Below are 26064 nucleotides of genomic sequence, written 5' to 3'. Positions count from 1 at the left end.
TCTTGCCCCAACAAAACGCATAAGCCAAATATAGATAAACATTGCCTACACTCAACTTACCACTTTTGATGAGCCTAGCATCCTTGTTATGCCCAATATACCAAAGATTGATTCAATATTGCCGCTGGTAATCATGCCTACTTTTTTCACGCCTCAATATAATTATATATGACCATGAATATTAAACACTGCAAATTTCTACTTTTGTAATGTTTTGAGCTTATAAGCGCGTTGTTTTTAAGCTATGATAGTTCATCAATTAATATAAGCACAATAAAATATAAACATAATGATAAAAAAATGGCTATTCACCCAGTTTATTAAAAGCGATATTTTTAATTAATATAAATAAATAACATTATAATAAATTAAATTTGCGTGACAATGTAAATGTATAATATTATTTTTAAGCAATATTGAAGGGAATTATATGAAATATATTTTTCTAATAGCAAGTATTTTAACAAGTTTTGTTGCATTGCAAACTTATAGCTTTGCAAATGGTGGCCCAGTTGAAAGAGTGGCTCCAGTGCCGCAATTAAGTCCTGAGTTGCAAAAAATAATCGATCATCATTATGATTATCCCTATTCAAAAAATTATACTTATCCTGATCAAATTTATGAGCGCAGAAAACGTATCGAAAATGATATTTACAGCAATTATATTCGGGAACGCATACCAGAAAGCGGATCTGGAATTGCTAAGCATTTTCAGGAAGATAGTCAAATATATGAATTGGCATTAAAGATTGGTCTTTGTCAAAAAATAACAGATGCAGAGGTTGAAGCAATCAAAGATCGCATTAATAAGAAGTATAGTGGAGATACCTTATTAGAATTAGCTGTTGCTCAAATGAATTTGGAAGCTATTGATTTACTTTTTAAATATGGCGCTGATCCTTTCATATCTTATGAGGAAGGAAATATATATGTCGACGGATCAGATTTAGCTTTTATGGATAAAATGAGCGATACTTTTAACCCAGGTTTTAGTGTAGATGTTATTCGTCTTTTTGTAAAATATAAGCTTAATCCCAATCACGTAAACAATCGAAAAATAGACCATGCAACTTCTAAAAACCATGACATGACGTTTCTTGCCTATATGGTTTTGGTTCACAATGAATTAGCTTGGGTGTCATTGATGGAAGGCGGTGGCAATCCATGGTTGCAATGGGAAATAGCAGGTGAACCCAAAAGTATTGTTAGTTATTCAGTAATGGGCCTTAATCTACCATTTTTAGATTATATCATAGAAAATGGCTATTTAGAAACTGCGAGTAAAGAAGACATTGATGAATTGATTGATGTCATGACAACTTTAGCACTCAGATCAGATTTATATACACAAAATAGACAACGCCAATTGCGTAGTATCGTTGAGAAGCGCGGTATTATACCTAGTCAAGAAATACTTGATTATATCAACTGGGTACCCTCACTAAATGATGTCAAGTGATCGTTTTTGAACCATTATTGATGATTATCTATCACTTTTCACTTAAAAGCAGCGTTAAAATAAATATGTATTTTTTCTATTTTACGCTTGACTTAGAGTATACTCTAAGCCGTAAATCTATATGCGTTGAAAGGATATGCAATGAAAATCGGTGAACTTGCACAACGCAGTGGTCTTTCCTGTCATACTATCCGCTATTATGAACGCATTGGGCTATTGCCTCATGCAGACCGTGATGGCGGTGGCCAGCGTGACTATGATAAGGCTATTTTAACTTGGGTTTGTTTTTTAAAAAATTTAAAAGCAACTGGTATGCCGCTAGCGCAAATGCTTGAATATGCGACTTTACGCGATAAAGGCGATGCTAGCATTACCGAGCGACGGCAAAAATTAGAACAGCATCGCAAAAAAGTTGCGCAAGATATCAAACAATTACAAGAAAATCTTCAATTGCTTGATAAAAAAATCATCGCTTACCAAACCATTGAGCAAGAAATAGAACAAGGCACAACCAATACAAATTTGGAGAGCCGCTTTAGACAACTTGCAAAATCCTGATCTTCCGGTGCTTCACAAGAAACACTGAGCGTAACTAATGGAAGAAAAATCATGCAAAAGAGAGATCTTGGTAATTCAAAAGCTGAAATCAATACCGCCTTGCAAGTAAGTGCCTTGGGGCTTGGTTGCATGGGGCTAACTTGGGCCTATGGCGTTGTAGATCGCCAACAAGGTATCAACACCATTCATAGCGCCATAGAAAAGGGCATTAATTTTTTTGATACTGCCGATGTTTATGGTCCTTATACCAATGAGGAGTTGGTGGCTGAAGCAATTGGCGGGAAGCGCGACAAGCTAATCATTGCCACCAAGTTCGGTCTTGTTAGAGGACTTGATAATAATAATGGCAATAAGACCGTGAATGGCAGTCCTAATTATGTAAAATCGGCCTGCGAAGCATCACTAAAACGCCTAAAAACCGATTATATTGATTTATATTATATGCACCGCCTTGATCGCGATGTCCCTATTGAAGACACTGTCGGCGCAATGAAAGACTTAGTCGATGAAGGGAAGGTCCGCCATATCGGCCTTTCTGAAGTATCGGCAGCCACGCTTCGCCGCGCCCATAAAGTTCACCCATTAACCGCACTGCAAAGCGAATATTCGCTTTGGACGCGCGATATTGAAACCAATGGGGTTATGGATATGTGCAAAGAACTTGGTATTGGTATCGTGCCTTATGCACCTTTAGGACGTGGTTTTTTAACCGGTAGTATTAAAACACCAGCTGACTTTGCTGAAAATGACTATCGTAAACATTCTCCCCGTTTCCAAGGGGAAAATTTTAACAAAAACTTACTTGTGGTTGAAAAACTTAAAGAATATGCAATTAAGCTAGGCATTACTCCGGCGCAATTGGCACTTGCTTGGGTTTTAGCCCAAGGCGACCACATTGTACCAATTTTCGGCACAACCAAACCAGAACGGCTTAATGAAAACTTACACGCCTTGGATATTCAACTTGACTCAACCATTTGGCAAGAAATTAGCGCAATTCTGCCTCCTGCCCAAGGCGCCCGTTATCCTGACTATTCAAGCCATGAAATAGATAGTTAAAACGAAGTTTCCATCAAAACATCTTGTAGAAGCATTTTATATTTTATCGCGCAGAGACCCAACCGATAAAACTTATGTAAAATCTACTTTTACAAGATGTTTTTGAGGCAATATTTTGCGCCGATAAGCAGTTCAACAATCAACCAAAGGTCTTGTTACGTTGTTGCCCATTGCCAAAATTTTTTTAAGCAAATTCTAATAATTACAAAAATACAAAGCAAAGCATTAATGAATTAATGGATGAAACAGTAAAAGAACTAGGCTGCTTAATTTTTAAACTATTCCAAAGAAGGGAAATAGCTGATCGATTTATTCTATGGGAGGTATTCAAGGATAAGGAAGCCTTTGATAGCCACATGTAAAAGGATTACATCCAAAATATTTTGCACTCGATTTAATGCAAGTTGTAAAAGTTTTAGATCACAAAGAAATATAAGAAGTTAACTTTATAGAGAATAAAGCGCTGTGCTAGATAAAAGGGAAAGTTTACTGGTATAAGCATGAGAAAGTATCAATCAGCGAAAGTTAAACAAGATCGATTGATGGAGCATTTTCTAGCAGTAAACTTTCTCAGTTATCTGGTGCAGCTTCAATATTTCTTTCTAAGGATGTAGTCTATGCTTTCTGTTTTGCTATCACCACGCCAATTAATATAATCAAGCATTTCTTTCGTTGGAACAATATCAGTTTGTTCAATTATTGATTGTAAAATACGTTGCCTACTTTCTGTGCCCGCATAATCAGCATATAATGGCATTTCCATTATTCTGGCGATAAGATCTTCAATATCTTCTTTATTAGCAGTTTTTAAATAGCCGTTTTCAATTACGTAATCTAAAAAAGCAATATTCTCGCTTGATGCAGCGTAAGCTGCAATATTCATTATTCTACCACCTATCTTAAATTTTGCCCAAGGATTACCCCCACCCTCCATCAATGAAACCCAAGCTAATTCATTTTTAACCAAAACCATGCCGGCTAGAAATGTCATGCCATTTTCTACAAAAGTTACACCGTCCAATTTTAAATCCATAACATGATTAGGATCAAACCCATTTTTTGTAAAAAGCCTAATAGCATCAACACTAAAGCCGGGGTTAAACGTATCGCGCATCTCATAGGCAAAATTAATAAAAGGCGGCTTACCACGCGGAAAATCTCCCGCATAAGACATAAAAGGATCAGCGCCATATTTAAAAAGCAAATCAATGGCCTCTAAGTTTCGTTGATCAACGGCTAATTCAAGTATCACTCGCCCATTATATCGCTTATTGATACGATCTTTAATGGCCTCCATCTCCGCATCAGTTATTTTTTGACAAAGACCAATCTTTAACGCCATTTCATGCATTTGCAGGTCTTCTTTATAATGTTCTGCAGTTCTATACACCCGTGAAGGCCTGCGTATATTGATATATTGGCTGTAAATATCGTCTTCTACTCGTTTTCTGCGCTCATAAATCTCATCGGGGTAAGTATAATTTTTAGAATAAGGATAATCATAATGATGATCGATTATTTTTTGTAACTCAGGACTTAATTCTGGCACTGGATCGGCTCTTTCAACTGGGCCACCATTTGCAAAGCTATGAGTTTGAAACGCAATAAAAATTGTTAAAATACTTGCTATTAGAAAAATATATTTCATAAATATTCCTAATTTATAATATAAAACTATTTAATTCTGGTTTTATTTAAATATTTAATTTTATATAAGTCAGCATTTATGGATTTATGTCAATGTAGAAACATAAATATTGGTCACCGTAATTTTAAGTACTATTTTAGCCCATATTAATAAGTAATTATTGTATTATTGACAGATGAATGATTTTACTGTCATAAATCAAACAATTGGGAAAATGTGGCTTTTTTGCTTTAAAATGAGCTACGGCATAAAATGGTAGGGGACATGATGCATAAAAAAATCAAGCTTAAAAGACTATTTTCTTCAGCTTTGCTGGCTACAGCTACGCTCTGCACTTCCAATCTAGGGGCTGCTGAGGCAAAAACATTAGTTTATTGCTCTGAAGCATCGCCCGATGGTTTTGATGCTGCACGCAATTTTTCTGGACCCAGTTATGACGCTTCCGCGTGGAATATTTTTGACAAACTTATCAATGTTGAAATTGGAACAACAAACACTAAGCCTGGCCTAGCAACAAGTTGGGAGGTTTCAGATGATGGTAAGGAATATGTTTTTCATTTGCGCCAAGGCGTGAAATTTCATACGACCAATTATTTTAAACCTACGCGCGATTTCAATGCTGATGATGTGATTTTTACACTAGACCGTCAAAGCAATAAGGAAAACCCGCTTTATGGTGATGGACTTTGGCCACAATATACATCTTATGGCTTTGATAAATTATTGCGGAAAATAGAAAAGATTGATGACCATACAGTTAAATTTATTTTAAATGAACCAAACGCAATTTTTATTCAGTCGCTTTCTTTGACCTTTACAGCAATTCAATCAAAAGAATATGCTGATCAACTGGTGCGAGAAGGAAAGTTAGATGGCTTAATCCAACAGCCAATTGGTACAGGTGCTTTTCAATTTGTTGCTTATCAGCGCGATACTGTTATTCGTTATAAAGCTCATCCCGATTACTGGGGTGGCAAGCAAAAGATTGATAATCTTATTTTTTCAATCACACCAGATGCATCGGTTCGATATCAAAAATTACTAACCGGTGATTGCCATGTAATTGCTTATCCAAACCCTGCTGACATTGAAAAAATGCGCAGCAATAAGGATATAACTATTTTAAAGCGTGATGGCTTAAATGTTGGTTATGGTGCTTATAACACCTTGCAACCACCTTTTGATGATAAGCGGGTGCGCCGTGCTATTAATATGGCTATAGACAAAAGGGCTATTATTGATGCAGTATTTTTAGGATCGGCTTTTCCTGCTATTAATGCGATGCCGCCTTCAATTCCAGGTTATAAGGATCTGCCCGTTGATGCTTATGATCCAGTAAAGGCAAAAGCTATGCTTGACGAGGCTGGGGTTAAAGATTTGCACATGAAGATTTGGGCAATGCCTGTTTCTCGCCCCTATATGCCCAATGCAAGACGTGCGGCAGAGTTAATGCAAGTTGATTTAGCTAAAGTTGGCATTACTGCTGATATTATTAGCTATGAATGGGCTGAATATATGAAGTTATCATTGGCCAAAGATCGTGATGGAATGGTGATTATTGGCTGGACACCAAGCATTGCAGATCCAGATAGTTATTTAGGTACTTTGCTTGGTTGTGATGCTATTGGCGCAGTTAATCGAGCAAATTGGTGCAATGAAGAATTTGATACGCTTATTAAAGAAGCTCGCATAACCGCCGACCAAGCAAAGCGTAATGAGCTTTATGGCAAAGCACAAGATATTTTCGCACAAGAAAATCCATGGCTGCCTATTGCTCATCAAATTATTGAGCAGCCTATTAGTAGCAAGGTTAAAAACTATAAAATAGATCCTTTCGGCTCTCATGCTTTTCTTAATGTTGATATTGAAGAATAGGTACAATTATGGACATTGTTGATCGATTTATTCAATATACCAAAATCAATACAACAGCTATTCCTGATGCAAGCACATTACCGTCAAGCCAAAACCAATGGCAGTTGGCAGAATTATTGGCTAAAGAAATGCGTGCATTTGGGCTAGACGTTGAAGAGCAAGACCATGCAATTACGATTGGTACTTTAAAAGCCAATAGTAGCACTGTTAAGCCTAGCATTGCCTTTGTTTGCCACATGGATACTAGTTCTGAATATGTTGGTGATACTAAGGCGCAGGTGGTTGATTATAAGGGGGGCGACATTGTTTTAAATCAGCAAAAAAATATTGTTTTAAAACAAAATGATTTTCCTGAAATTGCAAATTATATTGGAGACCAAATTATCGTAACCGATGGCACAAGTTTGCTAGGTGCCGATAATAAATCTGCAATTGCCGAAGTTATGGATGCTGTGCAGTTTCTTGTTGAAAACCCTGACATTGAACATGGCGTCGTAAAACTTGTTTTTGTTCCAGACGAAGAAATTGGTTTGCTTGGTGCAAAAGCACTTGATGTTAATGCTCTTGATGTAGATTTTGCCTACACGCTTGACTGTTGTGCTATTGGCGAAATCGTGCTTGAAAATTGGAATGCCGGTGAGTTTCATATTGATTTTTATGGGCAGGCAGCTCACCCTATGTCAGCTAAGGGAAAATTACGCAATTCACTGCTTTTTGCCCACCAATTTATTGCCATGTTGCCGGCTGGAGAAAGACCGGAATATACGCAAGGGCGCGAAGGATATTATTGGGTTAAAAATATTAATGGCAATGTCGCCAAAACTAGTTTGGTTTTGGATATACGTGATTTCGATGCCAATAATTTTGAAAAACGCCGGCTTTTTGTCAATGATTTAGTCGATAGTTTCAAAGCCCTATTTGGTGAAGAATGCGTAAGAATGCGCTATGAAGAAGTTTACCGAAATGTTGCTGAAGGCTTAACTGGCAAAAACGCTTATGCGGCCGATCTTGCTTTAAATGTTATGGCGTTAATGGGGCTCAATATCGATAAAAAACCGATGCGTGGTGGCTTTGATGGTACTATTTTAACTGAAAAAGGTGTACCATGCCCTAATCTTTTTTGCGGGGCCCATAATTTTCATTCTATTTTTGAATATTTGCCAGTTAACTCCTTAAAAAAAGCTTCTGAAATGGTTGTAGAGATTATCAAGCAGGCAAAAAAATAATAAACTTTAGCTATTGAATATCCCGATGTGGAAGATAACGTAAGATGGTAATAGCTTAAAGTTGCTAATATGTCTCTTCGCAAAGGAAAACTATGCCAGTTTGTGGCAAAAATAAACTAAAGTTCATCGGCATAGGTTTTGATATTTTTTTGCAATATTTCAAACAACTTTTCGCGGGCTGCGTCTCTGGTGTTTTTTAAAAATGCTACTGCAAGGGGCAGCCGCATTAAGTTTGCATTGTCTGTAAGGTGCAGTTCAACAAAACTAACCCCTTGCTGGGTTAATTTTGTTGTCCAAATTGGAACAATCGCAAGTCCTATATTCATAGCAACAAGATTAATGATGGTATTTTTTTCGCTGGCCATTTGCGCAATATTGATATTATAGCCTTTGCTTTTGAAAATATTGATGACAAGATCATGGCTATGGGGGCGATAGCGCCGCTCCGGTAATATCATTGGTTGGTCTTTAAGATCATCTATAGTTATTTTTTCTGCTGTGGCCAGTGGATGGCTGCTAGGCAGCGCAATAACCATATGTTCATCAAAAAGGTTGATTATTTGCAATAATGGATTTTTTTGTTCTGGTGGGCGGATAAACGCAATATCGAGCCGACCGGTAAGAATTTTCGGAATGAGATTAATTGTTTTATCTTCGTGCATGAAAAGTTTGATATTTTGATTTTCTTGATAAAAATCACGCATAAGCATTGGTAATAGACCAGACGCAGCACTATCCATTGCACCAATTTGCAATTCATTTTTCTCAGTTTTTTCCATTAAAGCGATATTCTGCGTAATTGTTTGTGCAAGTGTTAATAATTCTGGACCATGTTTAAAAAGATATTCGCCTTCTTTGGTAAGGACAATATTTCTAGTTGTACGAATAAAGAGTCGAACATTGAAAGATTGCTCAAGCATTCGAATATGCCGTGAGAGACTAGCGGGGGCAATATTCAATTTTTTTGCAGTGCGGCCAAAATGCATTTCTTTGCAAAGTAGCAAAAAATACTCAATATGGGCAAGATCCATTAAATTTCCCCTATTATTCCATTTTTTTATATAATCAATTTAACATTGTTTTTCCAACCTCGCGAGCGCTTTTATGGTGTGGGAGTTATTGCATGATGGGAGGAAGACATGCAGCAAGAGGTTAAAGCTGATCATATGGCCTATGGTAACGCGGTCATAAAAAAGGTTACTTGGCGCATAGTGCCATTTATTATGGTTTTATACTTCATCGCCTTTCTTGATCGGGTCAATATTGGTTTTGCCTCGCTTGAAATGAATAAGGATATCGGCCTTTCCAATACGGTTTATGGGTTAGGTGCAGGCATTTTTTTTCTTGGCTATTTTCTCTTTGAAGTACCCTCTAACCTTATTTTAAATAAGGTTGGCGCAAGAATTTGGATTGCGCGGGTGATGATCACATGGGGGGTGGTTTCAGGTGCAATGGCTTTTGTGCAAGGGCCAGTTAGTTTTTATGTTTTGCGTTTTTTACTTGGTGCAGCCGAAGCGGGGTTTTTCCCTGGCATCATTCTTTATTTGAGTTTTTGGTTTCCAATGCGTTCGCGCGCAGGTGTCACTGCATTATTTATGGCTGCTGCCCCGCTATCGACGGCATTTGGCTCACCAATATCTGGTGCGTTAATGCAGATGCATGGTTTAATGGGCTATGCCGGCTGGCAATGGATGTTTATTCTAGAGGCAATACCCGCCATTATATTGGGTGTGGTTGTATTATTCTATATGACAGACAAACCCGAAAAGGCAAACTGGTTAAGTAAAGATGAGCGTAATTGGCTTACTGAAACAATGGCGAATGAGCAGCGCAATAAACATGGTACTGCCAAGCATAGCATATTAGCAGGGCTTGCTGATATTCGCGTCTTAGCGCTTGCTATCATATATTTGGGCACATCTGCTGGGCTATATACGCTTGGGATTTGGGCGCCACAAATCATTAAAACAACAGGGCTTAATTCTTTGGAGATTGGCTTTGCTAATGCAATTCCTGCTATATTTGCGGTGGTTGCTATGTTCCTTTGGGCGCGTCATTCAGATAAATCCAATGAGCGTACTTGGCATGTAGTGATTGCATGTTTAGTTGCCGCTTGTGGTCTTGTGCTAGCTGCGATGGTCTCGTCCGTCATAGGTATAATTTTTACCCTTACCATCGTTAATATTGGCATATCTTGTTCAAAGCCACCAATGTGGAGCATGCCAACTATTTTCCTATCAGGTTCTGCCGCCGCAGCCGGCATTGCAACTATCAATTCAATCGGAAATCTAGGTGGTTTTTTGGGCCCAACAATGATTGGTTGGATAAAAGATCAAAGCGGTAGTTTTTCCGGCGGTTTATATTTTGTAGCGGGTTTGCTTGTTGTTTCAAGTGTTTTAACCATTATTTTAGCGTCGGCAACCAAGCCAGTAAAATAGAAGACAGTTTGATATAATATATTTAAGGATAAAAGAGGTTTATTATGCATAAATATAAAATAGCAGCTATTCCAGCCGATGGTATTGGTCCTGAGGTTATCGAAGCTGGCATTAGGGTTATCAAAGCAGTTGAAAAGCGGCTAAATGGCGTAGAATTTGACTTTACCACATTTGATTGGGGGTCGGATTATTACCGTAAAAATGGTGAAATGATGCCCAAAGACGGGTTAGAGCAATTAAAGCCATATGATGCGATCTATTTTGGTGCTGTAGGCGCGCCAGATATTCCTGACCATATCACTTTATGGGGCTTGCGCTTGCCCATATGTCAGGGGTTCGACCAATATGCCAATGTTCGTCCAACAAAAATATTAACCGGTATTGTACCGCCTTTGCGCAATTGCGGCGTAGGTACTCTTGATTGGGTTATTGTGCGTGAAAACTCTGAAGGGGAATATTCAGGAAATGGTGGGCGTACCCATAAAGGCTTGCCAGAGGAAGTTGGGACTGAAGTATCTATTTTTACCCGTACTGGAGTTGCTCGCATTATGCGCTATGCCTTTGCACTAGCTCAATCGCGACCACGAAAACTGTTAACAGTGGTGACGAAATCTAATGCACAACGCTTTGGTATGGTGATGTGGGATGAAATAGCTGAGGAAGTATCAAAGGAATTTCCAGATGTGACTTGGGATAAAATGTTGGTTGATGCAATGACTGTGCGGATGGTGTTGAAACCAGAAAGCTTAGATACAATTGTTGCCACCAATCTTCATGCCGATATCTTATCTGATCTTGCGGGGGCATTGGCAGGTAGCCTTGGTGTTGCCCCAACGGCCAATATTGATCCGCAGCGCCGTTTCCCTTCAATGTTTGAACCTATTCATGGTTCAGCTTTTGACATTACCGGTAAAGGAATAGCCAACCCTATTGCAGCCTTTTGGACAGCGGCGCAAATGCTTGACCATTTAGGTGAAACTGGCGGTGCTAACCGAATTATGAATGCTATTGAAATTGTTGGTGGTAAAAATATTAAAACGCCAGATATTGGTGGCAATGCGACAACAAAAGAGGTAACCGATGCAATGTTAGATGCCATTGCAAGCAGCAATATTTAAGTTTTTCAATATGATATAATTAAAAATAGCAGCGTCATGAATCATTGCTCTTTGCAAAGATAATGCGGCTCAAGAATATACGGTCAAGAGAGCTAAAGATAAGTATAGTCCCATCTTTAGCTCTCCAACACCCAAGGGTCAGAACCCATTAATTTGAACGAAATGGTATGAGGAAATTTTTGTGCTAACTTTGTCGAGGAAGCTTAAGAATATTCATACTTTTTAGCGTTTTTTCTCAATTAAATCCTTGGATTTTTACAAAAAAATTTCTCAGACCATTTCATTCCAATTAGCAGATTATGCTTCAATCCCTCCCCCAAAATCAATCAAAGATTATCATTTTTCATAATTCATGCGACTTAAAACAATGAATAAGATTGATATTGGGTAAGCGGTAAATGGTTGCAACCACATTAACTACATTTAACTGCTTATTTAAAATCAGCTAAACCAGATCCCCAAGGGCCGTGGTGAATATCCTTGCCATCGATACGATCAAAACCATGCGCGCCAAAGAAATCGCGTTGCGCCTGAATTAAATTGGCAGTACCGCGTTCTTGTTTATAACTATCAAAATAATTAAGGGCTGCTGACAAAGCTGGAACAGGCAAACCTGCTTGCAAGGCGGCGCAAGTGATACGGCGTAAAGATGGCAATGCCTCTTTAACCATGGCAGCAAATGTTGGCGTTACAATAAGATTAACTGCATCTGGTGCATCAACAAAGGCTTTAGCAATATCATCCAAAAATTGCGAACGGATAATGCAACCAGCACGCCAAATTTTTGCAATTTCAGGCATTGGCAACGACCAATTATAGTCGCGTGATGCTTCGGCCATAACAACAAAGCCCTGCGCATAGGCGGCAATTTTAGCGGCAAGCAATGCTTGTGCCAAATCATGATTAAGCGCATCATCATACGAAATTGAAAAATCGGTATTTTGCGCACCAAATAATTTAGCTGCAGCTTGACGTTGATCCTTAAGAGCCGAGATACAACGAGCAGCAACCGCTGCCTCAATCGAGGTTGCTGGCACATTCATATTTTGCGCTTCAATCACAGACCATTTGCCTGTGCCTTTTTGTCCAGCTTTATCGACAATCATGTCAACCATGGGCATACCAGATATTCGGTCTTTTGCTCCTAGAACGGTTGCAGTAATTTCGATAAGATAGGAGTTAAGGCGGCCTTTATTCCATTCACCAAAAATATTGGAAATATCGTGCGCGTCCTTTTTAAGACCATCGCGGAAAATGCCATAAATTTCGGCAATCATCTGCATGTCAGCATATTCAATACCATTATGAATGGTTTTAACAAAATGGCCAGCACCGTCATTGCCCATGCGTGCAACACAAGGTTCGCCATCATAGCGCGCAGCAATTGCAGTTAAGATAGGTTCAACCCGCTTCCATGAGGTTTCTGTACCACCAACCATAATTGATGGACCGTGACGCGCACCTTCTTCACCGCCTGAAACGCCAATGCCCATAAAGGTCAAGCCTGTGTCTTTATAGGTATTAAAGCGGCGGATTGTATCGCGGAAATTGGCATTACCTGCATCAATCATAATATCATTGTCTGATAGATGTGGTGCTAATTCTTGTAATTGTTCGTCAACTGGTTCACCAGCTTTAATCATGATAATAATTGGACGCGGTGGGCGAATGGCAGCCGCAAATTCTTCCAATGTTTTACATGGAATGATTTTATCCTGCAGATCGCCAGCATTTTTATAAAATTCTTCTGTCTTGGCATAAGTACGGTTATAAACGGCGACGCGATAACCTTTTTCCGCAATGTTAAGGGCAAGATTTGCCCCCATTACGGCAAGACCAATCAATCCAATTTCTGCTTGTTCCACGTTTTTCTCACTTTCAACTTAGTAAAAAAATTAGCATAAAGACGAATATTGAATGAAGCGAAAGACTGCCTCATCATTGATAAGTGCTGATGCTGCCCAATTGTCGAGATATTATTTGCCAAAGACTATATCAAATTGTGCAATTTAAAAACAAAAAAAGCCATAATTGATAAATTATTGATCATTTAAAAAATCGATCTGACTAAAGCTGCAAATTATATCATCATTCGTAAAGCTCAAGCCTGCAAATAAAAACGCCCCTATCATGCAATTGAAAGGGACGTTTGATAAACAGCTTTAAAACTTATTTTCCTGGCCGACCCGTTTTTCGCGCCCTGCCTTTTCGACTATTAGATTTTTCAGGTTCCTCATAAGACCCAACACCAATACGTCCTCGTTTAACCGGCGCCAACTCATCATTAACGGACGAATCTGGCATAGGTAGTCCTGTATCCATTGTTGGTCCCATATGATCCAAATCTGGCTTGGCAAAAAGGCTTTTACTAACCTTTTTGGCAGTTCCCTCAATTGTTCGTATTGTTTCACGGGTTAATGGATCATCGGCGATAGCAAGTTCGGTTTGGCGCAAACGCTTTACTTCATCGCGCAAGCGTGCGGCTTCCTCAAAGTCAAGATCGGCGGCAGCCTCCTGCATACGTTTTTCAAGATGCGCGATATGTGTGGCAAGATTATTACCTATCATCGCACCTTCATCGATAAATTGCGAAATATCGGCGCGAACATGATCTCGCTCATAAACAGAACCGAGAATATCGGATATATTCTTGCTGACACTTGCTGGCGTGATATTATGCTCAAGATTATAAGCAACCTGTTTTTCGCGCCGGCGATTGGTTTCGTTAATTGCGCGCTCCATCGAACCCGTCATCTTATCGGCGTAAAGAATAACGTGACCATTAACATTTCTCGCCGCACGACCAATGGTCTGAACAAGTGATGTTTCAGACCGCAAAAAGCCTTCCTTATCCGCATCAAGAATGGCAACAAAACTACATTCAGGAATATCCAAACCTTCACGCAAAAGGTTGATACCCACCAAAACGTCAAATGTACCAAGACGCAAGTCGCGAATAATTTCAATGCGTTCAAGCGTATCAATATCTGAGTGCATATAGCGCACCTTAATGCCTTGCTCGTGCAAATATTCAGTTAAATCTTCCGCCATGCGTTTGGTAAGTACCGTCACCAACGAGCGATAGCCTTGTTTACTGGTGGCTAATATTTCGCCCATCACGTCATCAACCTGCGTTTTTGCTGGCCTAATTTCAACGGGCGGATCGATAAGACCTGTTGGACGAATAACTTGCTCGGCAAAGACGCCGCCTGCTTCATTCATTTCCCATTGGGCAGGCGTTGCAGAAACGGCTATGGTTTGCGGGCGCATTGCATCCCATTCCTCGAAACGCAAGGGACGGTTATCCATACAAGATGGCAAGCGAAAACCATATTCTGCCAAGGTTGCTTTACGTCGAAAGTCACCACGATACATAGCGCCAATTTGCGGAATGGTAACATGGCTTTCATCAAGAAAGACCAAAGCATTGTCCGGAATATATTCAAACATGGTTGGTGGTGGTTCCCCCGGTTTACGTCCCGTGAGATAACGTGAATAATTTTCAATACCTGGGCAAGAACCTGTTGCTTCCAACATTTCAAGATCAAATTTAGTGCGTTGTTCAATTCTTTGCGCTTCTAATAAGCGCCCCGCATCATTAAGTTCGACAAGGCGGTTACGCAACTCAGTTTTGATGCTTTTTATCGCCTGATTTAAAGTAGGCCGCGGTGTCACATAGTGCGAATTTGCATAGATTTTAACCGATTTTAAATCGCCAGTTTTCTTACCAGTTAACGGGTCAAACTCAGTAATTGTATCAATCTCATCACCAAACAATGAAATGCGCCATGCCCTATCTTCTAAGTGGGCTGGAAAAATTTCAATTGTATCGCCGCGCACACGGAAAGAGCCGCGCACGAAATTAAACTCTTGCCGCTTATATTGCTGCGCAACAAGATCGGACAATAATTGTCGCTGATCTAACCTATCGCCAACCTTCATCTCAAAGGTCATTGCGGTATAAGTTTCAACCGACCCAATACCATAAATACAAGAAACAGATGCAACAATAATAACATCATCACGCTCAAGCACCGCACGGGTGGCAGCATGGCGCATGCGGTCTATCTGCTCATTAACCGATGATTCCTTTTCAATGTAAGTATCGGACCGCGCAACATAGGCTTCTGGTTGATAATAATCATAATAGGAAACAAAATATTCAACCGCATTATCAGGAAAGAATGATTTAAACTCGCCATAAAGCTGCGCAGCAAGGGTTTTATTCGGTGCAAGGATAAGCGCCGGCCTTTGAGTTTCCTCAATCACTTTAGCCATCGTAAAGGTTTTGCCTGACCCCGTCACACCTAAGAGAACCTGTGTGCGATCATCGCTGTTAAGACCTTCCACCAAATCCTTGATAGCCGTTGGCTGATCACCTGATGGTAAAAACGGTGTATGCATTTTAAACGGAATACCACCTTCGGACTTATGTGGCCGATCGGGTCGATGCGGTGTCCAAAGTTCACCATTTTTAAAAAGTGGATTGCCCGATGAAATAAGCGCAGATAATGCTTCAACCGTTGCTGTTGCACCGCTTTGAGGTAAATTATCAGCATCTTCTAGCGAAATATCCAAGCCTGAAACGGGATTAAGACCAGCACGGCTGCGCTCTTTAGCGGAAGCTTTACCACCAAGCAACGTGCCGCGCGATGTTTTCATCGGCTTTTCATCTTTAGCGTTTTTTTTGACTGATTTTTTAGCTGCACTGGTTGCTTTGGCTTTTACCGTTTTAGCTTTCACCTCAACAACATCTTTTTCAGCCGCATCACTCAATTCATTCGCCCAAGATGCTATGCTTGCTATACCTTCATCATTTTGACCGTCTTTAATGTGATTACTTTGATCAACTTTTTTTGAGCTTTTATTTTCGGCCATTTTACACTCGCTATATATGTTGAACTATATATAGTAACTTTTAGCACCAATAAAAGATATGTTTAATAAATTTAACAGCAATACAGAATAAGCGGTGCGCTTCATATCATATGTATCGCGTCATGCGCATTGCGAAGCATTTTACCTAAAACCCAACACAATAAATAATGCAAACTACCTCGGCGCCTCAACCTAAAATAACTATAATCGACATTACAAAAGGCTCAGATCATGAAGCTATTTTATTTGGATGATTTCAAGCTAAAAGCAAGCAATTTTAATTTTAGAAATACCGAACACCTATTGCGTATCATTTGTGGCTTATTTCTTTTGCCAGAAGCCTATGGCAAGTTTAGCCACTTTCCAACCCTTAATCCTGATACTGTTGGCTTTTTTGCCAAGGTTGGATTTTATCCAGCTGAATTTTGGGTTTATTTTGCCGCGCTTGGCGAGGTTACCTGCGGATTAGCTTTAATATTGGGTATTTGCTCACGCTATGCGGCTCTTGGCGCAATGACTATTCTTTTAAGCGCCTTGACCGCGTTAAATATCAATCGTGGCTATTTTGCTTGGACATGGAACCAAGGCGGCGACGAATATTTGGTCTTTTGGGTTATTTGCTGTCTTATTGTTGCGATTTATGAATTTCAACAAGCTGGTAAACCGCAACAAGCAGATTTTTAAGCAGATTTTTAAAAAGCTTTAGTCCTAACCATGATTAATCATGGTTGGGACGGTTTTTTGCTTGCCAAACAGGGCCAAGATCTCCCAATTGGCATTCAATACATTCAACGCTCAAACGCAAAGCGCAATCACCTGAAAACTGCAATTGAATTGTGCCTTGCGGATTATCGCCTTCTTCAAATTGAATAGCTAATAATGATAAAACCTCTTCGGCTTTATCACTACTAATATTGCGAGCTTGAATTTTTTCAACCCGATCAAATCGCAAAACCGCAAAATGCCGTTCTGGAATATTACGCCGCTTAAAAAATCCGCGTGGCTTTTCAATTTCCCAAGCAAAACGGTTAATGGCAATCACCAAACGCTTATCCTTGGGCTGCCAATCAATATCTTTTACTTTTAAAACAGCATCTTGCGCGTGAGCGGATATAATTGCTAAATCTTCACTATCAAGGGCTAATAATTTTAACAAGGCCATGATGCACTACTCACCCACGGATACGTTCAACAACGGCGCCACAATGAGATAATTTTTCTTCAAGGCGCTCAAAACCGCGATCAAGGTGATAAACACGACTAATCATCGTTTCACCTTGTGCTGCAAGACCTGCGATTACCAAAGAAACTGATGCCCGCAAATCGGTTGCCATGACTTGCGCCCCTTGCAAATTTTCGACACCCTCGACCGTTGCGGTTTGCCCAGAAAGCGAAATTTTTGCGCCGAGCCGTGCCAATTCTTGCACATGCATGAAACGATTTTCAAAAATAGTTTCAGTAATATGAGATGTGCCATTCGCCCGGGTCATAAGCCCCATAAATTGTGCCTGTAAGTCGGTTGGAAAACCGGGGAAAGGTTGTGTTTCAATATCAACCGGCTCAATCGCATGGCCATTGCGGCGAATACGGATTTGGTTGGCACTTTCTTCAATTTCAATACCCGTTTGACGCAATGTTTCAAGAACTGATGTTAATTGGCGCGGATCGGCGCCATCAAGCACCACATCGCCGCCCGTCATCGCAACAGCCATTGCATAGGTTCCAGTTTCAATACGGTCTGGAATAATCCGCACACGCGCGCCAGAAAGGCCAGAAACGCCCGAAATTTTAATGGTTGATGTACCAGCACCAGAGATTTTTGCCCCCATCTGGTTTAAACAATCAGCAAGATTAGCAACTTCTGGTTCAGCTGCAGCATTATGAATAATAGTATCACCCTTAGCTAGACTTGCCGCCATTAGCATGACATGGGTGCCCCCAACAGTTACTTTAGGGAATGTATATTCAGCACCAACTAAGCCATCGCCGACATTGGCATGGACATAACCATTTTCGATATGAATATTTGCGCCAAGCGCCTTAAGGCAATCCAAGATATAATCCACCGGGCGCGTACCAATGGCGCAACCACCAGGCAGTGAAACAATGGCTTCACCCATACGGGCAAGCAGCGGCCCAATTACCCAAAAACTCGCACGCATTGTCGAAACAAGATCATAGGGCGCAGTGGTATTAACGATATGACGGGCATTAAAATGCACAGTGCGCGAATAGCTGCCATTTTGATGTTCACGGCGGCCATTTACCGAATAATCAACACCATGATTGCCTAAAATACGAATCAAATGTTCTACATCTGCAAGATGGGGCACATTTTCTAAGGTCAACATATCATCGGTTAGCAAAGAAGCGATCATTAAAGGCAAAGCAGCATTTTTTGCGCCAGAAATCGGAATAACCCCATTAAGCCGGTTACCGCCGATAATTCTTATACGATCCATTCTAATTGCCTTCCTAAATGCTGATAGTCGATTGTCGCAATATCGTGTAAATGACAAAGCCTTGGTTAAATAAATGCTTTTACAACTATGTCATTTAGAGTTCACAGCTCTATAATAAGTTGCAACGCTTTAAAAGTGTTTTAATGGCGAACAAAAATTGATAAAAATATTTAACTACCAAATTATGGCAAATATTAAAATTTCTTAATGATATCTAGCCAAAAATTATTGCGCTAATTGCAATTAAACCGCTATTTATCTTTATCACCGCTTTCGATAGCATCACCATCAAGCACCTCATCCTCAGCACCATCTTCGGTTCTTTGTCGTGCTTGTGCTTTACGGCGCATTAAGTTGGTGCGCAACTGTTTTGCCAAGCGCTTTTTTTGATGTTCTTTTTTTTGGTCAATACTCATGCTTTGCCCGTTTAAGCATTTTTTGAAAAAAAGTTGATTTAACTTTCTCTTGTCAACAATGCGCCTCAATAAAAAACTTAGAGCTTGTTAGCGCCAACAAATAGACGCACTCTAAGCAGCAAATTTTAATAATATGTGCTGCCTATTTATATCGAAGCTAGTTTTTTTTCAAGATAGCATCAAGGCTTTGATGATCATCAATAGAGAGACATTTAAATAGGTACGCCACAAAAAACTAGCCGCTAACATGAAACATGCTAGCGGCCAATAAAGCGAAAATAATCGGCAGTGGAAATGCTTTTATTAACGCTTATATCAATAAGGCAGCCTTATTAAAGACTTTAAATTTAGATAGTTGCGGGCAACATATAATTTAATGCATTGTCCTTAACGCAAAACCGCTTTGCACTTTTGCGGGCAATGTGTAATTCAACGCATTGTCCTTAACGCAAAACTGCTTTGCGCTTTTGCGGGCAATGCTTAGTCAAACTTTTTAACCAAAGCTTCAAACGCAGTAAGAATACTAGCTAAGAATGCATGAGAAGATTCATTAGCAGGTTCTGCACTATCAGTAATGATATTTTGAATATGTGATAAATAGGCTTCAGGCTGCTGCATAGTTTGTACATCATTAAATACCAAACATTGACGCAAATGATGATTGGCACCAAAACCGCCAATAATTCCCTGAGAAAGCGATACAACCGCGCCTGGCTTACCATTCCAAACACTTTGTCCATAGGGGCGCGAACCAACGTCAATAGCGTTTTTAAGTACAGCTGGTACAGAACGGTTATATTCAGGTGTAATAAACAAGAAGCCGTCAACATGCTTTACGGCATGACGGAACGTTGACCATGAAGCTGGTGGTACGTCGGTTTCAAGATCTTCATTATACATGGGCATATCGCCAATCTCAATAATTTCAAGATTAAGACCTGCTGGAGCAATCTTCTTAAATGTATTAGCTAATTTACGGCTATAAGAAGCATTGCGTAATGAACCAACGAAAACACCGATATTATATACTTTTGACATTTTACACCTGTTTAAACGTCTTGAAGATTTGTCGTCCATTCTGCCATGTTTCAAGATAACCATCGCAGAAAAATTAAACTTAATGGCAATATATGGTTTATTGTTTAAAAGTAATGCCATTAATTGACAGTTTTATGATTTTATCCATCATTTTAATGTGAAATCTAACAAACTCAAAAACCAAGATTTAGCAGACCCATAATCGAATAATCACCACAAAACATGCAATTATTTAACTATGAGATTATTCCAAAACATCAATATAGGTAAGTGTTTTTAGTGCAACGCACTGTCAAAAAAATATTGACACTAATATGAAAATCTAAACCAAAGATGACAATCTAGCCTTAAGATTTTGTGGCATTGCAAATAACTCTCATAATGACAAAGCGCATATAAAAACCTAGCCACGGTAATTTGACAGTTCATCCATCATTTACCCATAATTTACCAAAAGTTTTAAACCCATTGAAACAGAATCGCTGTAAAAACCATTAGGTCAATTCAAATAATATTCGTTGAAAGTGCTCTAATGACTAAGCAAGTTCCTCTTGAAGTCTCGCCTCTACGCAGCAGTCATAATGTGATTATGAGCATTGTTGAATATGGATTTATAATCTGTATTACGTGCCTTTCCATTGCAGCCGCAACCCTTATCCTTATTGAGCAATTATCGATTATTTGGTGATTTCACATTTTTTTGTCTAATTATAATAAAATGGTTTCGCTACAGCTAATATCATTTTCAGCATTTAAAATTGTGTGGCGTGATAATCTATTTTGCCATTTGCCATTTTGCTTTTCAATTTCAAACACATTATAATTGGCCGGTGGTTTTTTGCCGCCAAAACCCTGCGAAGCTGATGCAACCCCCACGACAGGGATGTCGCCATCTCTACCCTTCATGCTATAAAGTGTTGGTAAATGAGTATGGCCATGCAAAACCAAATCTGCACCACACTCGGCGATAACTGTTTGAAAGCAATCAATATCTTTTAAGATTTTGTGGCGATGCGTCGCATTATGAATAGGCGGATGATGGATCATCACCACGCGAAAAAGTTGTTTTTCTGCAGCTATGTGCAATAATTTTTTAAGGCTGTCTGCTTGGCGCTTACCAAATTTACCTGTGGCCCGAAAAGGCATGGTTGCAATAGCCGACGAGCAACCAATGATTGCAACATCTTTTCTTATCCGCATATAGGGAAAAGGTGCGTTGACAGCCACGTCACTGCTAATCCATGGCGCAAATGTTTTTATAGCGGTTTTTAATGCAGTAGGTACATAGGCATCATGATTACCAAAAACAACAGATACATCCTGCGCATTTCCCAATTGCTCTAACCAAATACGGGCATTTTGAAACTCAATCGGCAATGCTAAATTAACCAAATCACCGCTAATCGCTATATGATCATGGGGTTGATTTTTAATATCATTGATAATGCACTGCAAGGTTTCATTGCCGATTTCGCCTTTTCTGTTCATCTTCCAATTAACCCAGCCAGTAATGCGCTTATTCAATAGCTGAAAAAGCTTTGGCTCAGGCATTGGCGTTAAATGAACATCAGAAATATGAATAAGGCGAAACATTAAAAACCTTAATTGAGTTTTAAATATACAATTTAAAATTAAAAGCATATGCCATAGATAGCCATGACATATGCCATAATTTATGAAACAAAATTTCTTAAACAGCAGCAGTAATAACAATCTCAACCAAATATTCAGGGGCTGCAAGCTTTGCTTCACCGGTTGCGCGGGCAGGAGCTGCATTTGGTGCAACCCATTCATCCCAAACGGCATTCATATCGGCAAAATATTTCATATCCGAAAGCCAGATCATTGCTTTCAAAATACGTGTCTTATCTGAACCTGCAAGAGCTAACAAACGATCCACTTCAGCCAAAATTTGCTTGGTTTGATCGCTTGCGCTAGCACCTGGTTCGCCGACTTGACCAGCAAGATAGACAACACCATTATGCACAACTGCATTGCTCATGCGTTTACCAGGCTCGATACGCTTTATATCAGACATGCTCATTCCTCCATTTAAATTGGGTTGATATGAATGTTTTAACAAGAAAAAAATAAAAAGGAATAAGTTTTTTTACCATTGCCGCAATTGTAACAATTTGTTATGTTTCGTGTTGTAACGTAATGTGAAGTTAAATTACAAACTTATAGGTGATCAAATGAATGATATCGTCAAAACGGCCATAACCTATTCAGCTATGATCCTTTCATTGAATGTTGGCGTTGCGCTTATGATTTTCTCAATGGGAGTAACTGGTTAGGATTTGAAGGCAATGACCTTAGCAAGTCAATTCATTATTCGATAATGAATGCGTGAGGGTTGTGCTTTAATCTAGCCCAACTCGTTTTCCTGTAAATATTTTTGTTTTTACAAACTCCCCTTCCCTTTTTTAAAAGCCTATTTTTATTTCCATTTTTAAAGCAAAAGCAATCTTTGCTATAAATTATATTGCTTTCATTAAAATTCTTCAATATTTATCGCAAATTAGCAATTTTAATAAATATGCTGCAAAAGTAGCATTTTAAAAGGAAATCCTATGCGCCGACTATTTTGGCCCTTGCTTACAACCATTATTTTCTTTTCAGTGATGGCATTATGGTTTTGCTTGGGTGCAATGACGACGCAACTTACCAATGAAGTTGAAAATCTCCTTACTGATAAGATTTGGGCGACTTATGATCTTGATGGCCGCGATCTTACTATACGCGGTATTGCCGCAACCGAAAATATTGAAAGCGATGTATTAGCCAAAGCTGCGGCCATATGGGGCATAGCATCGGTTACTGATGAGGTTATCGTTCCGCCGCTAAAAGCGCCTTTTGAATTTATTTTAGAAAAAAATGATGATACCATCACCATCAAAGGCGATTTCCCAGTCGAGTTTGATCGTTTCGCTATTTTAGATAATATGGATGGTGTTGTTGTCGATCAAGCTGGCAATGCGCGAGGTGCGGATGAAAAATTTGCTGAGTGGCTTCATTATGCGGCAGCACAGATTCAGCAGTTAAAAAGTGGCGAGATTATCCTTAGTGATGATGTCATTACAATTAATGGCATTGCCAAAAATGGCGATGCTGAAAAGGCAATAAAGGATCTCAGCATACCAAATGGGTTAAAATTGCAAAGCCTCACACTCAAAAGCGAATAAAATATTTCAGCTATCAACCACATAATTGCGACATGCATTTAACCTTATAGGACCTTAATTATGACTTTTCTCATATCATTTCTTTGGCCATGGATGCTTATTGCAGCAATTGTTAGCTTTTTTATCGGCTGGACAGTGAGCAAACGCAATGAAGGGGAAAAGTAAATCATGCTTCATCTTGCTTTTGAGATTATTTTATTAATTGCTCTATCTTCGCTGTTAGGCGCTTTAAGCGGTTATTTTGTGCGCAAGTTGTTTTATCGTGGCAACGCCCATGAGCGGGCTATTATTGCAGCGGCAAAATCCCAACCCTTTGAAGATAAAAAATAATGGCGTTCTTACAAGCGTAAACGCGGCAAAAGAAATGCCCCAAAGCAAATACAACTTTGGGTTCTTTTGCTAGTTTTTCATTTTTACTAATTTTTCATTGTGCGTCCTGCGATAAGGTCATTTTTAATTGTAAATGAACCCGTCAACCGCGCTTTATAGACCTGATAATTTTCCATCACGCGCTGCACATAATTGCGTGTTTCTGTGTAAGGAATGCGCTCAATCCAATCAACAATTGTATCCAAATCACGGCCGCGCGGATCTCCATAGCGATTAATCCATTCATTAGCACGAGTTGGACCAGCATTATAACCAACAAAGGTCAAAACATAAGAGCCATCAAAACGCTCTAGCTGATCACCTAGAAAATGTGCGCCCAAAGTAGCATTATAGGCAGGATCAGTCGTCAAGCGTTGCACATTATAAGCAATGCCACGTTTTGCCGCTACCGATTTTGCAGTTGCTGGCATTAATTGCAGCATTCCGCGTGCACCAGCGCTTGAAACTGCAGCTGGATTAAATTCACTTTCTTGGCGCGCAATAGCATAAGCAAGCGCTTTACCTGATGGTGAAATATTGGCCGATGATGGGATAGCACCCAAAGGATGCGAAAGCGCACCCACATTAATGCCACGCAAAACCGCCGTTTTTCCAATGCGCAAACTCATAACATGGTTGCTTTTGCGCTCTGCCATTACCGCTAGCAAGGCAAGTTCGCCGGGGCTTTTTAATTCACGGCTTAATTCGCGATAAAGTAAACCTGCTTTATCACTATAGCCTGCCGCCTCTAACCTTAATATGGCGCGAACAGCACCGCGTTTTTCAAAACGTTGTTTTTCGTCATTGCTTGGTTTTGGATAAGGCAATTCAAGCTTTGATGCGCCAAGGCGCGCCGCAGCTAATTGCCCGTAAAATGTCGTCCCAAAACGGGCGGATTGTTGATAATAACCTGTTGCTTGCGCAGGATTTTTTTGCGCTTCGCTTGCCCTACCCATCCAATAATAAGCGCGCGACAATGAAATTGGCCCTGATGAAAGTTTTGCTATCTGGCTAAAATGGCGCATTGCAGTTTTGGGATCATTCAAAAAACGCAACGCATACCAACCGGCATGGAATTCAGCATCTGCTGCGGCTGTTGGACTTTCTGCAGCATGTGCCGCTGCCAATTGATAAGCAAGTTTCGGATTATTAAGATCGAGCATTTCACGCGATAAAACACGCCGTTCATTCCACCACGCATCTGGATCAATTAATGAGGCTGCATCTTTTGGTGTTTTTAAAAGCACATTTGCAGCATCAGTATATTTTCCAGCCCGCCTTAAATATTGAATACGCGCATAACTATAAACAGGGTCCTTACGCCAAGATGGATCAACATTAGCAAGTCTTTGCCCTGCATCTTTTCTATTGCGCGCCACCGCTTCAAAAGCAAGATAGAACGAGCGTGCCTTGGCCGGCCCCGAAACGCGCTCAGCTGCATCAATACGATAGGCAAGCAACATGGCTTTCATGCGGATAAGATGGTCGTCAGAGGTTAAAACACCCTTTTGCTTTTCAAGAACATATTTTTCTTCTGCTGGGTTTAGCTTTTCGCGATGCCACCATGGCGCAATAACCGCCCGCGCTTGCGCAGTTTTGCCCGATGCGGCTAAAGCATTGGCAAGCGTTACCATGCCTTGTGCTGTTTCAGGACGGCGATTAGAAAAAAGACTAATGACATTTGCTGCGCTTAAATTTTCGCGCGAAATTGCCCGTTCAAAATTGCGCTGCATAATTGACTGGCCTGGCCAATCTGCCACCTCATGCATCGCCGATACGATAGAATTGCTGGACATTTCTGGCGCACCAGAGGTCGCTAGGCTCCATGTCAAAATTTGTCTATCAATGGAATTAACCGCCAATCCATTTCGAATAGCGATAGCACGATTTGCGTCATTTTTTTTATAAAGCGCATCAAGCCCATCTTTTAATTTGCCAACCATCTTACCAGTTGGCAATTTAGGAATACCTGAAGTGATAATATTATCTGCAGCAACTACACCGCTTCCCGCTTGCGGCGCTGAAGCAAAGGGCCGCGCCAATGGCACAGGGCCATCAGATGGCAGTTTTGGCGTTTGCGCAAAAGATTGAACAATTGCACTTAAAGATAGCCCACTCACTAATGCTACTCGGCCAAGATATAAACCAGATTTCATCATGTGCTTCCCGTCATAGTGCTTTGACATCTTAAATTTAATCTTCAAAAGTCATAAAGGCTAATGGTGAATCGTCTCTTAATTTTCAGGGTAGTTACGAATAGTAGTTAAAAAAGGGTTAAAAAACTAAAGCTATAGTTAACAGCATAAAACTTCAATAATATGAAAAATCGTTAAAA

The 26064-nt window shown here is 39.9% G+C and carries 23 protein-coding genes; 12 read left to right on the top strand and 11 right to left on the bottom strand.

Annotated elements, in window-relative coordinates:
- Positions 1-430 precede the first annotated feature (430 nt).
- From N6A79_RS04215 to N6A79_RS15865, 4 genes are all read left to right on the top strand, one after another.
- On the top strand, positions 431-1459 hold the full coding sequence (locus tag N6A79_RS04215; RefSeq protein WP_268547146.1) for a hypothetical protein: 1029 nt from the start codon (positions 431-433) through the stop codon (positions 1457-1459).
- Positions 1460-1600: 141 nt separating this feature from the next.
- A complete protein-coding gene (locus N6A79_RS04210) occupies positions 1601-2017 on the top strand; it encodes a MerR family transcriptional regulator (RefSeq protein ID WP_268547144.1) in 417 nt (138 codons plus the stop codon).
- A 51-nt stretch (positions 2018-2068) separates the two neighbouring features.
- Positions 2069-3076: an aldo/keto reductase gene (locus tag N6A79_RS04205; protein ID WP_268547142.1), complete on the top strand. Its 1008-nt coding sequence runs from the start codon at positions 2069-2071 to the stop codon at positions 3074-3076.
- A 236-nt stretch (positions 3077-3312) separates the two neighbouring features.
- Entirely contained in the window at positions 3313-3438 is a 126-nt protein-coding gene (locus tag N6A79_RS15865; protein WP_442784249.1) for a putative quinol monooxygenase, read from the top strand.
- Positions 3439-3665: 227 nt separating this feature from the next.
- Here the strand turns inward: N6A79_RS15865 and N6A79_RS04200 are convergent, their stop codons facing one another.
- Positions 3666-4724, bottom strand: coding sequence for a hypothetical protein (locus tag N6A79_RS04200; RefSeq protein ID WP_268547140.1), 1059 nt, complete (start codon positions 4722-4724; stop codon positions 3666-3668).
- A 264-nt stretch (positions 4725-4988) separates the two neighbouring features.
- On the opposite strand from N6A79_RS04200, the gene N6A79_RS04195 reads away from it, so the two are divergent.
- Both N6A79_RS04195 and pepT read left to right on the top strand, forming a co-directional pair.
- Positions 4989-6599: an ABC transporter substrate-binding protein gene (locus N6A79_RS04195; protein WP_268547138.1), complete on the top strand. Its 1611-nt coding sequence runs from the start codon at positions 4989-4991 to the stop codon at positions 6597-6599.
- A gap of 8 nt (positions 6600-6607) precedes the next feature.
- Positions 6608-7825: a peptidase T gene (pepT, locus tag N6A79_RS04190; RefSeq protein WP_268547136.1), complete on the top strand. Its 1218-nt coding sequence runs from the start codon at positions 6608-6610 to the stop codon at positions 7823-7825.
- A 116-nt stretch (positions 7826-7941) separates the two neighbouring features.
- Here pepT and N6A79_RS04185 read toward each other — a convergent pair whose 3' ends face one another.
- A complete protein-coding gene (locus N6A79_RS04185; protein ID WP_268547135.1) occupies positions 7942-8856 on the bottom strand; it encodes a LysR family transcriptional regulator in 915 nt (304 codons plus the stop codon).
- A 108-nt stretch (positions 8857-8964) separates the two neighbouring features.
- Between N6A79_RS04185 and N6A79_RS04180 the strand changes: the two genes are divergently transcribed.
- Together N6A79_RS04180 and N6A79_RS04175 are read left to right on the top strand one after the other, a co-directional pair.
- Positions 8965-10263, top strand: coding sequence for an MFS transporter (locus tag N6A79_RS04180; protein ID WP_268547133.1), 1299 nt, complete (start codon positions 8965-8967; stop codon positions 10261-10263).
- Positions 10264-10307: 44 nt separating this feature from the next.
- Positions 10308-11381 (top strand): tartrate dehydrogenase, encoded by a 1074-nt coding sequence (locus tag N6A79_RS04175; protein ID WP_268547131.1) that lies wholly within the window; start codon positions 10308-10310, stop codon positions 11379-11381.
- 431 nt (positions 11382-11812) lie between these two features.
- On the opposite strand, the gene gndA is transcribed toward N6A79_RS04175, so the two are convergent.
- Together gndA and uvrB are read right to left on the bottom strand one after the other, a co-directional pair.
- Positions 11813-13246 carry an NADP-dependent phosphogluconate dehydrogenase gene (gndA, locus tag N6A79_RS04170; RefSeq protein WP_268547129.1) on the bottom strand — a complete coding sequence of 478 codons (1434 nt, stop codon included), beginning with the start codon at positions 13244-13246 and terminating at the stop codon, positions 11813-11815.
- A 304-nt stretch (positions 13247-13550) separates the two neighbouring features.
- A complete protein-coding gene (uvrB, locus tag N6A79_RS04165; RefSeq protein WP_442784273.1) occupies positions 13551-16124 on the bottom strand; it encodes an excinuclease ABC subunit UvrB in 2574 nt (857 codons plus the stop codon).
- Between the two features lie 366 nt (positions 16125-16490).
- Between uvrB and N6A79_RS04160 the strand changes: the two genes are divergently transcribed.
- On the top strand, positions 16491-16943 hold the full coding sequence (locus N6A79_RS04160; protein ID WP_268547127.1) for a DoxX family protein: 453 nt from the start codon (positions 16491-16493) through the stop codon (positions 16941-16943).
- 34 nt (positions 16944-16977) lie between these two features.
- Here the strand turns inward: N6A79_RS04160 and N6A79_RS04155 are convergent, their stop codons facing one another.
- From N6A79_RS04155 to N6A79_RS04140, 4 genes are all read right to left on the bottom strand, one after another.
- Positions 16978-17421 carry a DUF2948 family protein gene (locus N6A79_RS04155; RefSeq protein WP_268547126.1) on the bottom strand — a complete coding sequence of 148 codons (444 nt, stop codon included), beginning with the start codon at positions 17419-17421 and terminating at the stop codon, positions 16978-16980.
- A 10-nt stretch (positions 17422-17431) separates the two neighbouring features.
- Positions 17432-18721: a UDP-N-acetylglucosamine 1-carboxyvinyltransferase gene (murA, locus tag N6A79_RS04150; protein WP_262080048.1), complete on the bottom strand. Its 1290-nt coding sequence runs from the start codon at positions 18719-18721 to the stop codon at positions 17432-17434.
- Between the two features lie 251 nt (positions 18722-18972).
- Entirely contained in the window at positions 18973-19137 is a 165-nt protein-coding gene (locus N6A79_RS04145; protein ID WP_182419043.1) for a hypothetical protein, read from the bottom strand.
- A 480-nt stretch (positions 19138-19617) separates the two neighbouring features.
- The gene (locus N6A79_RS04140) at positions 19618-20175 is read right to left on the bottom strand and encodes an NADPH-dependent FMN reductase (RefSeq protein ID WP_268547123.1); all 558 of its coding nucleotides are present in this window, start codon (positions 20173-20175) and stop codon (positions 19618-19620) included.
- A gap of 532 nt (positions 20176-20707) precedes the next feature.
- Here N6A79_RS04140 and N6A79_RS04135 point away from each other — a divergent pair.
- Positions 20708-20863 (top strand): hypothetical protein, encoded by a 156-nt coding sequence (locus N6A79_RS04135; RefSeq protein WP_182419041.1) that lies wholly within the window; start codon positions 20708-20710, stop codon positions 20861-20863.
- A gap of 20 nt (positions 20864-20883) precedes the next feature.
- Here N6A79_RS04135 and N6A79_RS04130 read toward each other — a convergent pair whose 3' ends face one another.
- Together N6A79_RS04130 and N6A79_RS04125 are read right to left on the bottom strand one after the other, a co-directional pair.
- On the bottom strand, positions 20884-21768 hold the full coding sequence (locus N6A79_RS04130; RefSeq protein ID WP_268547121.1) for a metallophosphoesterase family protein: 885 nt from the start codon (positions 21766-21768) through the stop codon (positions 20884-20886).
- Positions 21769-21865: 97 nt separating this feature from the next.
- Positions 21866-22213, bottom strand: coding sequence for a RidA family protein (locus tag N6A79_RS04125; RefSeq protein WP_182419039.1), 348 nt, complete (start codon positions 22211-22213; stop codon positions 21866-21868).
- A 535-nt stretch (positions 22214-22748) separates the two neighbouring features.
- Here N6A79_RS04125 and N6A79_RS04120 point away from each other — a divergent pair.
- Positions 22749-23360 (top strand): hypothetical protein, encoded by a 612-nt coding sequence (locus tag N6A79_RS04120; protein ID WP_268547119.1) that lies wholly within the window; start codon positions 22749-22751, stop codon positions 23358-23360.
- A 168-nt stretch (positions 23361-23528) separates the two neighbouring features.
- Entirely contained in the window at positions 23529-23690 is a 162-nt protein-coding gene (locus N6A79_RS04115) for a hypothetical protein (protein WP_262080043.1), read from the top strand.
- Positions 23691-23776: 86 nt separating this feature from the next.
- On the opposite strand, the gene N6A79_RS04110 is transcribed toward N6A79_RS04115, so the two are convergent.
- Positions 23777-25888 carry a lytic transglycosylase domain-containing protein gene (locus tag N6A79_RS04110; RefSeq protein ID WP_268547118.1) on the bottom strand — a complete coding sequence of 704 codons (2112 nt, stop codon included), beginning with the start codon at positions 25886-25888 and terminating at the stop codon, positions 23777-23779.
- Positions 25889-26064: the final 176 nt, after the last annotated feature.

The sequence above is a fragment of the Bartonella sp. HY761 genome (assembly GCF_026743145.1).
Classification (GTDB): domain Bacteria; phylum Pseudomonadota; class Alphaproteobacteria; order Rhizobiales; family Rhizobiaceae; genus HY038.
The sequence above is the reverse complement of the archived record's forward strand: the minus strand, read 5'-3'. Positions and strand labels throughout refer to the sequence as shown.

What these genes read in the sequence shown, in the direction of transcription:
- N6A79_RS15865 (WP_442784249.1), top strand. Translation starts at nt 3,313, where the DNA reads ATGGATGAAACAGTAAAAGAACTAGGCTGCTTAATTTTTAAACTATTC.
- N6A79_RS04130 (WP_268547121.1), bottom strand. Translation starts at nt 21,768, where the DNA reads ATGTTTCGCCTTATTCATATTTCTGATGTTCATTTAACGCCAATGCCT.
- N6A79_RS04210 (WP_268547144.1), top strand. Translation starts at nt 1,601, where the DNA reads ATGAAAATCGGTGAACTTGCACAACGCAGTGGTCTTTCCTGTCATACT.
- murA (WP_262080048.1), bottom strand. Translation starts at nt 18,721, where the DNA reads ATGGATCGTATAAGAATTATCGGCGGTAACCGGCTTAATGGGGTTATT.
- pepT (WP_268547136.1), top strand. Translation starts at nt 6,608, where the DNA reads ATGGACATTGTTGATCGATTTATTCAATATACCAAAATCAATACAACA.
- N6A79_RS04115 (WP_262080043.1), top strand. Translation starts at nt 23,529, where the DNA reads ATGCTTCATCTTGCTTTTGAGATTATTTTATTAATTGCTCTATCTTCG.
- N6A79_RS04180 (WP_268547133.1), top strand. Translation starts at nt 8,965, where the DNA reads ATGCAGCAAGAGGTTAAAGCTGATCATATGGCCTATGGTAACGCGGTC.
- N6A79_RS04185 (WP_268547135.1), bottom strand. Translation starts at nt 8,856, where the DNA reads ATGGATCTTGCCCATATTGAGTATTTTTTGCTACTTTGCAAAGAAATG.
- N6A79_RS04110 (WP_268547118.1), bottom strand. Translation starts at nt 25,888, where the DNA reads ATGATGAAATCTGGTTTATATCTTGGCCGAGTAGCATTAGTGAGTGGG.
- N6A79_RS04160 (WP_268547127.1), top strand. Translation starts at nt 16,491, where the DNA reads ATGAAGCTATTTTATTTGGATGATTTCAAGCTAAAAGCAAGCAATTTT.
- N6A79_RS04195 (WP_268547138.1), top strand. Translation starts at nt 4,989, where the DNA reads ATGATGCATAAAAAAATCAAGCTTAAAAGACTATTTTCTTCAGCTTTG.
- N6A79_RS04120 (WP_268547119.1), top strand. Translation starts at nt 22,749, where the DNA reads ATGCGCCGACTATTTTGGCCCTTGCTTACAACCATTATTTTCTTTTCA.
- N6A79_RS04200 (WP_268547140.1), bottom strand. Translation starts at nt 4,724, where the DNA reads ATGAAATATATTTTTCTAATAGCAAGTATTTTAACAATTTTTATTGCG.
- N6A79_RS04175 (WP_268547131.1), top strand. Translation starts at nt 10,308, where the DNA reads ATGCATAAATATAAAATAGCAGCTATTCCAGCCGATGGTATTGGTCCT.
- N6A79_RS04205 (WP_268547142.1), top strand. Translation starts at nt 2,069, where the DNA reads ATGCAAAAGAGAGATCTTGGTAATTCAAAAGCTGAAATCAATACCGCC.
- N6A79_RS04145 (WP_182419043.1), bottom strand. Translation starts at nt 19,137, where the DNA reads ATGAGTATTGACCAAAAAAAAGAACATCAAAAAAAGCGCTTGGCAAAA.
- N6A79_RS04140 (WP_268547123.1), bottom strand. Translation starts at nt 20,175, where the DNA reads ATGTCAAAAGTATATAATATCGGTGTTTTCGTTGGTTCATTACGCAAT.
- N6A79_RS04215 (WP_268547146.1), top strand. Translation starts at nt 431, where the DNA reads ATGAAATATATTTTTCTAATAGCAAGTATTTTAACAAGTTTTGTTGCA.
- N6A79_RS04135 (WP_182419041.1), top strand. Translation starts at nt 20,708, where the DNA reads ATGACTAAGCAAGTTCCTCTTGAAGTCTCGCCTCTACGCAGCAGTCAT.
- N6A79_RS04125 (WP_182419039.1), bottom strand. Translation starts at nt 22,213, where the DNA reads ATGTCTGATATAAAGCGTATCGAGCCTGGTAAACGCATGAGCAATGCA.
- N6A79_RS04155 (WP_268547126.1), bottom strand. Translation starts at nt 17,421, where the DNA reads ATGGCCTTGTTAAAATTATTAGCCCTTGATAGTGAAGATTTAGCAATT.